The organism is Marinobacter orientalis (genome assembly GCF_004792665.1).
Lineage (GTDB): Bacteria > Pseudomonadota > Gammaproteobacteria > Pseudomonadales > Oleiphilaceae > Marinobacter > Marinobacter orientalis.
In genome coordinates, this window is the sequence record NZ_SRZX01000003.1 from 201,329 (window position 1) to 216,396 (window position 15,068).

At 58.3% G+C, this 15,068-nt stretch carries 13 protein-coding genes; 10 read left to right on the plus strand and 3 right to left on the minus strand.

Annotated elements, in window-relative coordinates; genetic code table 11:
* The first annotated feature begins 25 nt into the window (after positions 1 to 25).
* Positions 26 to 370 (plus strand): pilin assembly protein, encoded by a 345-nt coding sequence (locus tag DIT72_RS11270; RefSeq protein ID WP_135955341.1) that lies wholly within the window; start codon positions 26 to 28, stop codon positions 368 to 370.
* A 78-nt stretch (positions 371 to 448) separates the two neighbouring features.
* Here DIT72_RS11270 and DIT72_RS11275 read toward each other — a convergent pair whose 3' ends face one another.
* Positions 449 to 682 (minus strand): hypothetical protein, encoded by a 234-nt coding sequence (locus DIT72_RS11275; protein ID WP_135955342.1) that lies wholly within the window; start codon positions 680 to 682, stop codon positions 449 to 451.
* Between the two features lie 101 nt (positions 683 to 783).
* On the opposite strand from DIT72_RS11275, the gene ppc reads away from it, so the two are divergent.
* From ppc to DIT72_RS11310, 7 genes are all read left to right on the plus strand, one after another.
* Positions 784 to 3,429, plus strand: coding sequence for a phosphoenolpyruvate carboxylase (ppc, locus tag DIT72_RS11280; protein ID WP_135955343.1), 2,646 nt, complete (start codon positions 784 to 786; stop codon positions 3,427 to 3,429).
* 61 nt (positions 3,430 to 3,490) lie between these two features.
* Complete coding sequence (locus DIT72_RS11285; RefSeq protein ID WP_135955344.1) at positions 3,491 to 4,861, plus strand: HDOD domain-containing protein; 1,371 nt, start codon at positions 3,491 to 3,493, stop codon at positions 4,859 to 4,861.
* Between the two features lie 204 nt (positions 4,862 to 5,065).
* A complete protein-coding gene (adk, locus tag DIT72_RS11290) occupies positions 5,066 to 5,719 on the plus strand; it encodes an adenylate kinase (protein WP_135955345.1) in 654 nt (217 codons plus the stop codon).
* A 4-nt stretch (positions 5,720 to 5,723) separates the two neighbouring features.
* The gene (gene tsaB, locus DIT72_RS11295) at positions 5,724 to 6,419 is read left to right on the plus strand and encodes a tRNA (adenosine(37)-N6)-threonylcarbamoyltransferase complex dimerization subunit type 1 TsaB (protein WP_135955346.1); all 696 of its coding nucleotides are present in this window, start codon (positions 5,724 to 5,726) and stop codon (positions 6,417 to 6,419) included.
* A 35-nt stretch (positions 6,420 to 6,454) separates the two neighbouring features.
* Positions 6,455 to 7,252 (plus strand): undecaprenyl-diphosphate phosphatase, encoded by a 798-nt coding sequence (locus DIT72_RS11300; RefSeq protein ID WP_135955347.1) that lies wholly within the window; start codon positions 6,455 to 6,457, stop codon positions 7,250 to 7,252.
* Positions 7,253 to 7,360: 108 nt separating this feature from the next.
* Positions 7,361 to 7,723, plus strand: a complete 363-nt coding sequence (locus DIT72_RS11305; protein ID WP_135955348.1) for a UDP pyrophosphate phosphatase — start codon at positions 7,361 to 7,363, stop codon at positions 7,721 to 7,723.
* Positions 7,723 to 8,532: a class I SAM-dependent methyltransferase gene (locus tag DIT72_RS11310; protein WP_135955349.1), complete on the plus strand. Its 810-nt coding sequence runs from the start codon at positions 7,723 to 7,725 to the stop codon at positions 8,530 to 8,532. Before DIT72_RS11305 ends, DIT72_RS11310 begins: the two co-directional genes overlap by 1 nt.
* 21 nt (positions 8,533 to 8,553) lie before the next feature.
* Here DIT72_RS11310 and plsB read toward each other — a convergent pair whose 3' ends face one another.
* A complete protein-coding gene (gene plsB, locus DIT72_RS11315; RefSeq protein WP_135955350.1) occupies positions 8,554 to 11,022 on the minus strand; it encodes a glycerol-3-phosphate 1-O-acyltransferase PlsB in 2,469 nt (822 codons plus the stop codon).
* Between the two features lie 143 nt (positions 11,023 to 11,165).
* On the opposite strand from plsB, the gene nudC reads away from it, so the two are divergent.
* Positions 11,166 to 11,990, plus strand: coding sequence for an NAD(+) diphosphatase (gene nudC / locus DIT72_RS11320; RefSeq protein WP_135955351.1), 825 nt, complete (start codon positions 11,166 to 11,168; stop codon positions 11,988 to 11,990).
* Positions 11,987 to 12,835, plus strand: a complete 849-nt coding sequence (murI, locus tag DIT72_RS11325) for a glutamate racemase (RefSeq protein WP_135955352.1) — start codon at positions 11,987 to 11,989, stop codon at positions 12,833 to 12,835. Before nudC ends, murI begins: the two co-directional genes overlap by 4 nt.
* A gap of 37 nt (positions 12,836 to 12,872) precedes the next feature.
* Here murI and DIT72_RS11330 read toward each other — a convergent pair whose 3' ends face one another.
* Positions 12,873 to 15,047: a putative bifunctional diguanylate cyclase/phosphodiesterase gene (locus DIT72_RS11330; RefSeq protein ID WP_135955353.1), complete on the minus strand. Its 2,175-nt coding sequence runs from the start codon at positions 15,045 to 15,047 to the stop codon at positions 12,873 to 12,875.
* Between the last annotated feature and the right edge of the window lie 21 nt (positions 15,048 to 15,068).

Genomic DNA, 15,068 nt, shown 5'->3' on the forward strand with positions numbered 1-15,068 from the left:
AAGAAGATGCAGGAGTGAAGGCACCATGAAAATCAAAGATCTGGTCAATTACTGGGATAAACATGCTCGTGGTCGGCTGACCCGGGATGTGTATTTTGCCAACCTGTCCGACCAGCATCACAAGCGACTGGAAAAGCTGGCAGCGCTTTATCCGATGAAGTCGTCACAGGATCTTCTCCGCGACCTGATCTCTGCCGCCATTGATGAACTGGAAACCAGTTTCCCCTATGTCCAGGGCTCGAGAGTGGTTGCTTTCGATGAGGATGGCTTCGAGATCTATGAAGACAAGGGCATGACGCCTCGCTTCATCAGTCTGAGCCAGAAGCATATCCAGAAGCTGAAGGCTCGCCAGCTGGACTCGGTTGCCTGATCACGTCAATTGCCTGATCAGGACATACCCGCAATAACCACGGGGTGGTCCCGCCACCCCGCAGTAAGCTGACCCCCTCTATTTTTCCTTGCCTTCGAGCTTGTCTTTCAATGGGCTGAGCCTGACAAGATCGTCGAGCGCAGCACCAATCATGTCATTGAGAATGTCGCTTTCCGAGCGGTCCGGATAGAGTTCTGCCAGCGCAGCTATGCGCGCAGCATCTTCCAGCGGTAAACGGAGGTTATAATCGTGGCTCCGTTCGACCATTTCTTTTTTGCCTTCCCAGTGTTTGGGCAGATCGGTAACTTTCATGAATACTCCTTGCGGCGACAGGCTTTAACCGTTAGACAGGCTTTAAGAGTAAATAGTATCGTAAGTTTACTTCATCTCCGTCAATTTAAAAGGACGTCAATGTGACCGAGCTACACCCTGAACTCCGAGAAAATGTCCGCATGCTGGGGGAGTTGCTGGGACAGAGTATCCAGCGCCATCCCGGTCAGGACTGTTACGAGCGGATTGAAGAAGTGCGCGCGGCCGCCAAGGCTGATCGCCGACAGGAGAGTGGTTCCGGTCAGCGCCTGGTTAGCCTGCTGGGCAAGCTGAGTGATGACGAACTGTTGCCGGTAACCCGTGCCTTTAACCAGTTCCTGAACCTGGCGAATCTGGCCGAGCAGTACCACGGTATCCGTCGCAAGCGTGGCCATCAGTCGGACCTGATGGTGGAATCACTCAGTGACGTGTTCGGTCGCCTCAAGAGCGGTGGTATCAGCGCGGAGGATCTGCATCAGCGGGTCGCCGATCTGCGTATTGAATACGTTCTCACCGCCCATCCCACAGAAGTGGCGCGTCGGACACTGATCATGAAATACGATGAGATGTCAGACTGCCTGGCTCGTCTGGACCATGATGATCTCATGACTGCAGAGCGGGAGGAAATCGTTGATCGGTTGCGGCAACTGGTCACCGAAGCCTGGCACACGGATGAAATCCGCCACGAGCGCCCCACCGCTGTGGATGAAGCCAAGTGGGGGTTTGCGGTTATCGAGAACAGTTTGTGGCAGGCGCTGCCGCGCTTCCTTCGCAGCCTTGACGTGTCACTTTCCGAAGCCACAGGCAAGGGCCTGCCGCTGAACGCATCGCCGATTCGTATCGCCTCCTGGATGGGGGGCGACCGTGACGGCAACCCTAATGTGACTCACAAAGTAACCCGCAAGGTGTTCCTGCTTGGCCGCTGGATGGCCGCCGATCTTTATCTGCGAGACATCCAGGCTTTGCGTGCCGAGCTCTCCATGTGGCAGGCCAGTGACGAGTTGCTTGCAGTCACCGGTGATTCCCGCGAGCCCTATCGCATGGTGCTGGCAGGACTGCGGGAAAAGCTGATTAAAACCAGGGATTGGGCAGAGGCCAGCGTGGCGGGTGAATCGGCAGACACCACCGATACCCTGTTTGCCAACGAGGATTTTACCGGTCCGTTGGAGCTGTGTTATCGCTCGCTGATCGACAGTGGTCTGGAAACCATTGCCAATGGCCCGCTGCTGGATACCATTCGCCGGGCCCACACCTTTGGCCTGCCGTTGATCCGCCTGGATATCCGTCAGGAGGCCTCCCGCCATGCGGGAGCAGTTGCCGAGATGGTGGATTACCTGGGTATGGGCGACTATCTGTCGTGGTCAGAACAGGAACGGCAGGATTTTCTGGTGCGTGAGCTTAAAGGCAGGCGGCCACTGGTGCCCAGAAACTGGCAGCCTTCGGAGGAGGTCGCGGAAGTGCTTGCGACCTGTGAAGTGGTGGCGGAACAGACACCGGAGGCGCTGGGTTCCTACGTTATCTCTATGGCCAGCAAACCGTCAGACGTGCTGAACGTGATTCTGTTGCTGCGCGAAGCGGGCATGGAAAACCCCATGCGCGTGGTGCCGCTGTTCGAGACCCTGGATGATCTGCGGAGTGCTCCCGACAGCATGGCGGCGCTCTATAACGTGGACTGGTATCGGCACTACTGCGAGGGCCGCCAGGAAGTCATGATCGGCTACTCCGATTCTTCCAAGGATGCCGGCCAGATGATGGCTGCCTGGGCCCAGTACCAGGCCCAGGAAAGACTCACGGAAGTTGCCGGCAAGTACGGTGTTCACCTGACCCTGTTCCACGGTCGCGGGGGTACTGTCGGCCGTGGCGGCGGACCCGCCAACCGCGCCATCCTGTCCCAGCCCCCCGGATCGGTCAACGGCAGCTTCCGGATCACCGAGCAGGGCGAAATGATTCGTTTCAAGTTCGGCCTGCCGCGGCTGGCGGAACAGAGTCTCACGCTCTATACCACCGCCGTGGTGGAAGCCACCCTGGCGCCGCCCCGCGGGCCTGAGCCGGAGTGGCGCGAGGTCATGGACTGGCTTACCGAGAGGTCACTGAAAGCCTACCGCGACGTGGTTCGGGACAACCCCGATTTCGTCCCCTATTTCCGCCAGGTCACCCCGGAACAGGCACTCGGCAAGCTGGCTCTGGGCAGTCGCCCGGCGCGACGCAAACCTGGCGGTGGCGTGGAAAGCCTGCGGGCGATTCCCTGGATTTTCGCCTGGACCCAGATGCGCCTGATGCTGCCCAGCTGGCTGGGCAGCGACGTGGCCCTGCAAGAAGCTTTCCGCAACGATCGGGTGCCGGTGCTGCGGGAAATGATGCAGAAATGGCCATTTTTCAAGACCTACGTGGACATGCTGGAGATGGTACTGGCAAAATCCGACCTGCGGATTGCCAGCTATTATGAACAGACTCTGGTGGATGATCCGAAACTCCTGGAGCTGGGTAAAGACCTGCGTGAGCGTCTGCAGGGGTGCATCCGCCACTTGCTGGAGTTGAAAGAGCAGGACACATTGCTTGAGCAGGAACCGGTGTTTGCCCATTCCATGCGGGTACGTAATCCGTATACTGACCCGCTACACTATCTGCAGGCCGAACTGCTGAAGCGCGACCGTGAGAGTGAAGGCAAGGGCGAAGTGCCCGACATGGTAGAGCGCGCGCTGAAAGTGACGATGGCAGGGATCTCGGCAGGCATGCGTAATACTGGCTGATCTGGGCCTCAGGCCTGAGGGCTGCAGAAGTCCACCAGACAACAAAAACAGGAGTAACGCCGTGGCGTTAGCGGCAAGACTGGCAGGTTTTCTGACTCGCAAGGGCATCGCCTACCGGGAACTGGCAATCGATCAGGTACTCAACTTTGATGCCGCGGTTATGGCTTCCGGTCGGCCCCAGGACGAGTTTATCCGGGCTACGCCGCTGATCGATATCAATGGCGTGGTCATGGCAGTTCACGGTTATAACACCAGCCTGGATATGGATCTGGTTCACCGGCTCACGGGCCGGCGCCTTCAGCCACTCACCGCCCGTCAGAGTGCGCGGCTGTTTGCTGACTGTGATCCCGGTTTTCAGCCTCCCGTCGGGGCTGCCTATGACATACCGGTACTGGTGGATGAGGACGTTCTGGGCTATCCCCGCACGCTGATGTGTGGCGGTACTGACAATACTCTCCTGGAACTGGATCGAACCTCTCTGGCGAGGGCATTGGCGGAGGCAGATCAGGGACACCTGGTAATCCGCGGGCAGAACACCGGCGAACGCGAGGCGCTGACGCTGGAAGAGGTGGCGGATAAACTCCAGAAACTGTACCGTCTGCCGCCGATGCCGGCACTGGCCTTGCGCATTCTCAGGCTGACCGCCAACACCGACGCCTCTGCCCGGGAACTGGCCGAGTTGATCGAGTTTGACCCCAGCCTGACGGCCCAGGTCATGCGCTACGCGCGTTCAGCGCTCTTCAACTACCCCGGCCAGATCAACTCTGTTCAGGAAGCGGTTACCCGTGTCCTGGGCTTTGACAGAGTAGCTCACATAGCCCTGGGCATCGCCTCGGTACGTGCCTTTGATGTGCCCCGCCAGGGTATGCTGGGGATGGACCAGTTCTGGCGGCATTCCCTGTATTGTGCCTTCCTGTGTCAGCGCATGGCGCCCAGATGCAATGCCGACAAGGGGCTGGCCTACCTCTGCGGCTTGCTGCACAATTTTGGCCTGTTACTGATCGGACACCTCTTTCCACAGGAGTTCAAAGAACTCAACACCCTTCGCGAAGCCAATCCGGAAGCCAGCATGCACTCACTGGAGCAGCAGGTATTCGGTGCCGATGACAACCAGCAGATGCTGGCTGTTGGTCATGGGGCTATTGGCGGTATTCTGCACCGTTTATGGGAATTGCCGGATCCGGTCGTCAAGGCTGCAGGCATGCACCAGCAGCAGGGATATCAGGGCGAGCATGAAAATTACGTGCTCATGGTTCAGCTTGCCAACGCTTTGCTCAAGGAGAAAGGTATCGGAGATGAGTTCAATCCGGATGATCTTACAGCCCTGGCATTGCCACTCGGGCTTTCCGACAGCGATATCACGATTCTGAGTGAGGAGATCGGGAGGGTTTCCGGTGATCTGGACGCACTGGCACTTTCCCTGTCATCCTGATAGTTGCATGATCGCAGATCAGAACGTGATGCAGCCTTCAGGCGCATGCTACAGAGGTCCACTTTCTCTGCCGTGACTGAGTTCGTATAATGCGTCTTACCTGGCATGGCTCATCGGGCCGGGGCCGGCGAGAGGCTGTCGCAAAGCCGCAGGATTTTGCCACAGCTTTTCAAATGATAAAGACTACAATGGGAGCACAGCGTTATGAGAATCATCATGTTAGGCGCGCCAGGCGCGGGTAAGGGAACTCAGGCCCAGTTCATAACCGAGCGGTTTGGCATCCCCCAGATATCCACCGGTGATATGCTGCGTGCTGCGGTCAAGGCCGAGTCAGAGCTTGGCAAACAGGTCAAGGAAGTGATGGCCTCCGGTGGCCTGGTGTCTGATGACATCATCATTGCGTTGATTGAAGAGCGGGTCAAGCAGCCGGACTGCAGGAATGGCTTCCTGCTGGACGGTTTCCCCCGCACGATTCCGCAGGCCGAAGCCCTGAAAAACCAGGGTATCGACATCGACTACGTGGTCGAGATCGCCGTTGACGATGAGGAAATCGTCAGTCGTTTGTCCGGTCGTCGCGTACACGAGGACAGTGGCCGCGTCTATCACGTGAAGTATGACCCGCCCAAAATCGAAGGTAAGGATGACAAAACCGGTGACCCCCTTGTTCAGCGCGACGACGACAAGGAAGAAACGGTTCGCAAACGCCTGAAGATCTATCATGAGCAGACTGCACCGCTGGTCAACTATTATCAGGAGTGGGCGAAGAAAGACCCTGCCACTGCCCCCAAGTACGTGCGTGTTGAAGGCGTCGGGAGTCTGGATGATATCCGCGACCAGATCCTTGCCAAGCTGAAGTAATGGCGTGAAATTACTGGCAATGGATACATCGTCTGAGGGCTGCTCCGCAGCTCTTCTGATCGATGGCAGTATCAGTGAACGTTTTGAGCTTGCGCCCCGTGCCCATACCCGCCTGCTGATGCCAATGATCAGAGACCTTCTTGCGGAACAGGGCATGGTGCCTGCCGAACTTGATGCCCTGGCGTTTGCCTGTGGTCCGGGATCGTTTACCGGCCTTCGAATTGCCACCGGTGTTGTCCAGGGCCTGGCTTATGGACTGGACGTGCCCGTTATTCCGGTATCGTCGCTGTCGGCCGTTGCTGCGGATGGCATTGCCCGTTTCTCGCTCTCGGAAGGAGAGGGCATCGCTGTCGCATTCGATGCGCGGATGGGCGAGATTTACTGGGGGTGCTTCGTATGTCGGGCGGGCCAGCCGGAGCTGATTGGTGACGAGCAGGTTTGTGTACCGGAATCGCTTACCCTGGCGTCCGGCATTTCCAGTTGGTTCGGTGTTGGCCAGGGCTGGGGATTACGGGACGGCTTCCCGGCCAATGTAACTGGCGCCATGAAAAAGATCGACGATTCCCTGGTTCCCAGAGCGTCCCGGGTCGCTGAGTTGGCTGGCCTTGCCCTCCGGGAGGGTACCGGTGTCTCGGCCGCGCAGGCGCAGCCAGTCTATATTCGTGATGAAGTGGCCTGGAAGAAACTCCCCGGCCGCTGATCACCCCTCCCTGCTACCATCCGGAAACACCGTCCATGGAACTGTGGCACATTGTTGTATTGGCTGTTATTCAGGGGCTGACGGAATTTCTTCCGATCAGCAGCTCTGCCCACCTGATTCTGCCGTCACAGATTCTGGGCTGGCCCGACCAGGGCCTGGCTTTTGATGTGGCGGTCCATGTGGGTACCCTGGCGGCGGTGGTCTGGTATTTTCGCAAGGAAGTTTACAGACTCACTGTTGCCTGGGCAGGAGACACGGCCCGTGGTCGGGTGGGGCAGGACAGTGGGCTGGCCTGGGCGGTGATTGCCGGTACCATTCCGGCCGGCCTGGCAGGGCTTCTGCTCAACGATTTTATCGAGTCTACCCTGCGCTCGGGCCTGGTTATTGCCGCTTCTACCATCGGTTTTGGCCTGGTGCTCTGGTGGTCGGATGCGGTAGGCCGCCGCTCTCGCGATTTGCCGACCCTGACCATGAAAGACGCAGTGATTATCGGGTTGGCCCAGGCGCTGGCGCTGATTCCCGGTACTTCCCGTTCCGGTATAACCATAACGGCTGCACTGTTCCTGGGCTTTGGCCGCGAGGCAGCGGCACGTTTCTCGTTTCTGCTATCCATCCCGTTGATTCTCGCCGCCGGCCTGTTGAAAACTCTCGAACTGGTAGAGCAGGGTGGCGCAACCGACTGGACGGCTATTGCTCTGGGTGCCGCACTGTCGTTTGTCAGCGCGGTGATCTGTATCCATCTGTTCCTGAAATTCCTCGAGCGGCTCGGTCTGATGCCGTTTGTCGTCTATCGCATGGTGCTTGGTCTGTTGCTGATTGTCATGCTGTGGTAGATCTTGCTGTGATAGAGGGCAGAGCAGAATGTGAACAGCCAGCTTTTAAAACCTCGATAAATCTTCCATAATTGCTGTCAAGCTGTAATCAAAAGCGGTGGGCCTGAAATGATTGGCGGTGTAAATCCAAACAGCGGTCTTCCTTTCCAGTCCGGTAACAACAGCCCGGTCAGGGAGCGCAGTGATGTGGCCCGGGCCCCTGCGACGACCCCCGATAACAACAGCGATGCGGTCCGGCGGGATCTGACGGAAACCCGGTCCCGAAATGCTGACGAACGGCCGATACCCTCGACAGAGTCTCTTGAGCGTCGCATTGAAGCACGGCAGGCTGCGGAGGACGTAAGGCTGGAGCGTTTTCGCGCCGATGAAGTACCTTTGAATACCTCACGAGCCCTATCCACCTTTGCCGATGTGGCCGCCCGCGGCGATGTCTCCGATACCGGCCTGTCCGGCATTGATATTCTGGTTTGATGACCTCCCGAAACAACGCTTCCGGACTTGCCGTTGCCTGCAGCCCTCTGGGTGATGGTCTTGTTGCACGAAATCTGGCCGAACAGCTGGAGCTGCCTTTTCTGGGCACGGTGAGGCCTCGTGATATCCGGGATTATCCGGTTCTGTTGTTTTCTGACGAAAACGGTCTTGGCCTGCAGGTGACCGGCAAGGGCGCTCCGGGCCCGGTCAGGGCTGAGTTCGTGACGGGTAAGGCGGGATACCGCCGAGAGCACGGAGGTGGGACCGGCCAGCTGATAGCAAAGGCTGTCGGCCTGCAGAAAACCCGGCAACCGCTGCATGTTCTGGACGCGACCGCGGGCCTTGGCCAGGATGCGTTTGTACTGGCCTGCCTTGGCTGCCGGGTTACGCTTTTTGAGCGCTCACCGGTCGTCCATGCCTTGCTCAGTGATGGTCTTGCCAGGGCTGCGCTGAACGAGCAGAGCGCGCCGCTGGTCAGCCACATGGTTTTGCAGCCAGGCAACAGTATTGACTGGTTGCGGCGGGCCGGGAAAGGGGCCGCGGATGTGATTTACCTGGACCCGATGTTCCCTCACCGGGACAAATCCGCTCTGGTAAAAAAGGAAATGCAGGTCTTCCGCACGGTGGTGGGGGATGACGATGATTCCCCCGAGCTGCTGGCAGCGGCGTTGGGTGTGGCAACCTATCGGGTGGTAGTCAAGCGCCCGCGCAGGGCCGAGCCGGTCAGCGGCCCGGAACCCACCACCCGCATCGAGGGCAAAAGCAGCCGCTATGATGTCTATTCGATCAGGGCGTTCCCGGCCGGATAACAGCGTATGATGCCGGGCCGGTCAGGCTCCCAGCATGGTCACCTGCTGAATGGCCTGACGTTTTTCCACGCTCAGAACCAGCCGTGCGTCTTCGGCAACCTCATCCAGACCCTCGCTGTAACACAGCAGTCCGTTTTCGTCGGTGGTGATAACGCCGTTTTCCTGCATGTTGGCGATAAAGTTGCGGAACAGGGTTTTGTCGAAAAATTCCGGAGCATTGAGTCCGAACAGGATAGACATGCGTTCAGCCAGCAGGGTGCTCTGTTCCTCGAGTTCGCTGGCAGTAATTTTTCCCGATCCGTATTTGCGCAGAATGCCGATGACAATATGGTAACGCTCAAGAGTCTGGATAATGAGCCGTGACAGCATCCGCAAACGGAGCATGGACTCGGTGCCCGCTTCGGGACGGCTGATTCTGTCGCCTTCCTCCTCGAAAAGCAGGCCTCTGGACACCAGTACTTCAATCCACTGGTTGATGACCCCGGGGATCTCATTCTCGTGGTATTTCAGGAACAGTTCCGATTTCAGGTAAGGGTAGGCGACACCGGCAAGGAACTCGATCTTGTTCCTGCGCAGGGATTGTTTGTTCTCGAACAGGCTGGCGATCAGTGACGGCAGCGCAAACAGGTGCTGTATGTTGTTACGGTAGTAAGTCATCAGAATGGCATTGCTACCTTCCAGGGCAATGATATCGCCGAGCTTCTGGGGCTGGCGAGTGATCAGGCCCATGCTTTCACAGTAGGCAACCCAGTCCCTGCCACTGCCTTCGGGCAGTGTGACGGTCTCCGCGTAAGGGAAAGCCTTGAGCAGGTCTGCGTACTGATCCATCAGGCGGGTCAGTTGGCCTTCATCCATGGCGAGACGTTCTGTGCCCAGCAGCGCCGTGGCGGTAATGCCAATGGGATTGACGGCCACTGAGGCGTTGATGTGGGAGGCGACGCGAGTGGCCAGATCGGATACTGCGCGATTCAGCCATTTGGGCCGGTAGTTGGAATCATAGGCCTGTTCCCGCCAGCTGGGCTCGACTTCGTCCAGCACGTCGGCGAGGGGAATGGCTTCTCCAAAATTCACCGCCACTTTGCCGAAGGAGTTGTTCAGCTTGCGCACGGTCCTGGCCAGGGCGAATACGTTTTCCTTCTGTTTTTTCTTGCCACGCAGTTCACCAAGGTAGGACCGGCCTTCCATCACCTTCTCGTACCCGAAGTAGACCGGTACAAACACGATGGGCTTGCGATGGTCCCGCAGAAAGCTGCGCACGGTCATGGACAGCATGCCCGGGCGCGGTTGCAGCATTCGCCCGGTGCGGCTGCGCCCGCCCTCCACGAAGTACTCAACGGAATAGCCGCGGGAGAACATCACGTGCATGTATTCATTGAACACCGTGGCGTATAGCGGGTTGTCACGGAAGCTCCTGCGCATGAAAAAAGCGCCGCCACGGCGCAGGATGGGGCCGACAAGAGGCATGTTCAGGTTGATGCCGGCAGCGACATGCGGTGGCATCAGGCCATTTTTATAGAGCACATAAGACAGCAGCAGGTAATCAATGTGGGAACGGTGGCAGGGAACATAGACCACGGCATTATCCTGGGCCACTTCCTTGGCCACCTGGATGTTGTTGATGGAAATACCGTTATAGATGCGGTTCCAAAGCCAGGACAGCAGCACTTCCATCACGCGGATGGTGACAACCGACATGTTGGCGGCGATTTCATCCGCGTACTTGTAGGCTTTGGCGCGGACCTTCGCCGGCGGGATGTCGTCTTTACGGGCGGCTTCCCGTATGGCTTCCTTGACTGCCTGGGTGCGTATCAGGCCGCCGACCAGGGTGCGGCGATGGGACAGATCAGGGCCGAGGACAGCCTGGCGCACACCACGGAAATGGGTGCGAAGAATACGGGCCAGTTTGCGGTTCGCGCGTTCTTCACTGTCACGGTACTCATCAATGACCTGTTTCAGGGACAGGGGCTGGTTAAACTGCACATAAGTGCTGCGCCCGTGAACCAGGATGATCAGAAACTTCTGCAAACGGCCGGCGACAGACCAGGTATCCGATAGCACCAGCTTGACGAGTGACTTTTCCTTGTCCGGTGAACGCCCCCAGAACAGTGACACCGGGACTATCTGCACGTCCTGTTCGGGATGCTCAAGCCCGTGGCGAACGAGCGCCCGGAATTCGCTGGTGGGCACGGGTGCCCGGCGTCGCCGGAACAGTCCTCCAATCCTCCGGTACAGGAAGAAAAACGAATGGTTTTGCCCGTTCTTGACTGGCAGTGAGGATTCAGCACCGGGCAGGCCGGCACTCAGCACTTCCTGCTCCAGCACCAGGCGGCTGGACAGCGAACTGTACTGCAGTACGTAACAGACGGGTTTTTCGGGGTCCAGTCCCAGGGCTTCGGAGCTGTTGCCGCTTACATCCGTCCGGACCCACAAAAACAGAATCTTGCGGAAAAGGGTCAGGATCAGGCTGCGAAGGCCCAGGAAAAAACGCATGAATGGTTGCTCCGGTTCACAGGAAGAGGCGCTAAGTTTACTTGGTTGCGCGCAGTGCCGAAAGACATGGTGTCGTTCAGTTGTGTCGTATCGGTATGATACATTCCCAGTTCTGACCTCATAATAGCTGCAGGATCCGGATTATGGCGATATGGACACCCGGTTGGTCGAAAAAAGCTCCCCAGGGCAATGACCTTGTGCTGGCCATTGCCGGCAATGCGGTTCTTAAGCCTGAAACCGGGTGGCTGAATCCATGGCAGACGGTATCGCCGTTTGCCCTGGATGAGGCGGGGGCAATTTACGTTGGCCAGTATGATGGCCAGGCCGTGTACGTTGCCGGGGTAGATGCCGACGCTCTTCCGGACACGCCGGAGCCTGTGCCTTTGAGGGACGCAATACTGATGATGGAGGACGCGCCGGCAGACATGCTGAGTACGGCCTTCCAGGTCCACCAGTGGTGGCGGGACCATCGGTTTTGTGGCCGCTGTGGCGGGGCGACCGGACTTCACCCCCGGGAACGGGCGAAATGGTGCGAGGCTTGCAGCATTCCCTGGTATCCACGGCTGGCGCCCTGCGTGATTGTTGTCATTCGCCGGGGAGATCGTATGCTGCTGGCCCGTTCATCACGGGTGAAGCGCCACTTTTTCAGCCTGATTGCAGGCTTTGTGGAGCCGGGTGAAAACATTGAAGCAGCGGTGGCCAGGGAAGTGAAAGAGGAAACCGGCCTGGATGTTAGCGGTGTCCGCTATCAGGCGTCCCAGCCATGGCCATTTCCCCATCAGCTGATGTTGGGATTTTTTGCAGACTATGCTGGCGGTGACCTGGTATTGCAGGAAGACGAAATCGCCGAGGCAGGCTGGTACCGGCCGGATGAACTGCCACCTGTGCCACCTTTGACCACCATTTCCGGCCAATTGATTGATGCCATGGCACGAAACATCGTCGCGAAGGAGGGAGCACAAGGGTGACAACGCCGAGAGTGCTGGTTTTCGATTCCGGTGTCGGTGGCCTGAGTATTGCCGCCTGTATCCATCAGCAGTTGCCGGCAGTGAAATTGGTGTATCTTGCCGATAACGCCGCCTTCCCCTATGGCAATAAGGCGGAATCGGTGGTTGTTGAACGCAGTCAGGCCCTGATTGCAGCCGCATTGGGCGAATTCCCCTGTGACGTCATCGTTGTAGCCTGCAATACGGCAAGCACTGTCGTGCTTCCATATTTGCGTGCCATGACGTCCATCCCGGTAATCGGCGTTGTCCCCGCCGTCAAACCTGCGGTGGTTTTGTCAGTCAATCGCCGTATTGGTGTGTTGGCAACGCCGGCAACGGTGCGGCGTCCTTACCTGGTGGACCTGATCAGTGAATTTGCCGATGGCTGCAAGGTTGAGCGCCTGGGGCATCCGGATCTGGTTTACTGGATTGAGCGCCTTGTCACCGGCATTCCGATCCCCGGAGAGTCATTGTCCGGGGCGTTACAGCCGTTTCGTGATGCGGGTGTGGATACGGTGGTGCTGGGCTGTACCCATTATCCGTTGATCACTGAGCTGCTACGGGCACAGTTACCCGGAGTGAAATACTGGGTGGATTCCGGCGATGCCATTGCGCGCCGCACGGCCTGGCTGCTGGAACAGCAGGGGAGCCCGGCCGACAGTCTGAAACGCCCGATTGATCACAGGCCTGTTGAAGTAGCCCTGTTCACGGGTGCCGCGCCGCGCGGGCTGGGGGCCTTCCTGAGCCGGTTAGGGCTGGGGGATGCGAAAATCCGGGGGGGCTGGCCCGCAGCCGTCGAGTCGATTGCAGCAGCCGGAGCGGTTTGAATATTGCCAGCAATTCCAGGGCCGGTTTTGCGGCAGGTCAGAACGCGACGGCGCGGGCTGGTACGTGGCCGAGGATCTTCTCGATAACATCAGCGGGCCGGGCCGGGCCGTAGAAGAAACCCTGAACCTGATGGCAGCCAAGGCTTTTGAGGTAAACCAGTTGTTCGTCGGTTTCCACGCCTTCAGCCACGATTTCCAGTTTCAGGCCATGGGCCATGGCGACAATGGCGTTGACGATGCAGGCGCCCTCCTCGCCACTGCGAATGGCCTTGACGAAGGACTGGTCCACTTTCAGGGTGTGGATGGGCAGGCGGTGTATGTAGTTCAGGGAAGAGTAGCCGGTGCCAAAATCATCAATTGCAATTCTTACACCTAATGCGGCCAGTTCCCGGAGTTTCTGACTGATCTGCTCAAGATCGTTCATAATGACGTTTTCTGTAATCTCGATCTCCAGGTTATGCGGCGGGAAACCATGGGCGTGAATCTGCTCCATGAGGGTCTCGACAAACCGGGGATGCTCCACCTGTACCGGTGACAGGTTGACCGCCAGCCGCAGGTCACTGTGGCCATCACGGATCCATTGCCCGACATCGTGACAGGCCCGGTCCAGTACGCATTCGCTGAGTTTGGCTATCAGTTTGGTTTCTTCCGCCAGTGGCAGGAAGTCGCGGGGATACAGCAGGCCCCGCTCAGGGTGTTGCCAGCGCACAAGTGCTTCCAGACCTACTATCCGGTTACTGGTGGAACAGACCTGGGGTTGGTAGAACACCCGTAGCTCGTCCCTGTCCAGTGCCAGTCTCAGGTCCCGCTCCAGGTTCAGGCGGTTGGCGGTGTCGATGCTCATGCTCTCGGAATAGAAACGATAGCCATCCTTGCCGCGGGCCTTGACATGGTACATGGCGATGTCGGCATTCTGGATCAGGTGGTCCATCGACTCACCCGCCTCCGGATAGATGGCAATACCGATACTCACGCCCACGAACACTTCGTGATCACCCAGCTGGAACGGCGCTCTCAGGGCCTTGATCAGCTTCTTGGAAATCTGCCGCGCATCCTCGTGGCTGTGGATAGAGGGTAGCAGCAGTGTGAACTCATCGCCGCCAAAGCGGGAGAGGGTGTCCCCCTTGCGGAGGCACCGCTCCAGTCTCTGGGTAACCGCCTGCAGCAAACGGTCGCCCATGGCATGACCCAGGGTGTCATTGATGACCTTGAAACGGTCCAGATCAAGGAACATAACCGCCAGTTTCTGCTTACTGCGGCGGGCGTGGGTAATGGCCAGATCAAGCCGGTCCTTGAACAGGGCACGGTTGGGCAACCGGGTCAGCAGGTCGTGATAGGCCTGGAAATTGATAAAGGCTTCTGCTTCCTTGCGCTCGGTGACATCGCGGGCAGTGCCGTAATAGCGGGCTTCCCGGCTGTGCCGTCGGTCGCTTTCGTTATTGGCGTGGGGCCAGGTTTCCGGATCGATGGGAAAAGCCGTGATCTCGAAGTGCCGGTTGGCCTTGCTGCTACCCCGGGTTTTCAGGCGTACTTCCAGAGTGCGGGGATTATCTGCGGTTACGTTGGGGCCTTTCAGGGCGTAGGTGCCCCTGGCGATGTCCCGGTCATCGAGGATGTGACGAAAGTGCCTGCCGACAAGTTCAGCGGGCCTGTAACCAAGCAGGCTCTCAATCTTGCTGTTCACAAAGCAGAAATGGCCACCGCCATCAAGCATGAAAACGATATCGGGAGAACTGTTGACGATGTAACGGTGAAGCTCTTCCGACTTCTGTAGACGGCTGCTCACGTGCTCGTGGGCACGGATCAGCGAACGTTTGCCGAGCACGCTGTTCACCGTGGTCAGCAGTTCTTCCGGGTCAAAGGGCTTGCGGATATAATCCAGTGCGCCTCTGCGCAGGGCCCGGCTGACAGAGCTGAACGAACTTTCTCCGCTGACCACGATGACACCACAGTCAGGCTGGCGCGATGATAACCGTTCCATGACATCGAATCCGTCCACATCGGGCATTCGCAGATCCAGCATTGCCAGGTCAAAGGATTCAGTCTCGAGGATCCGGTAAGCCATACGGCCGCCTTCCGCCTCGGCGACCTCATAGTCTTTACCCCTGAGCAGGGATGCCAGGCCGGACAGCAGTCTCGGATCATCATCGACGACGAGAATGCGTGCCTTTGCGCCGCTGCCGGAGGTCCACTCGGTGCTTGAAGGTTTCATTTTTTAAGCCCGTCGCTTTTC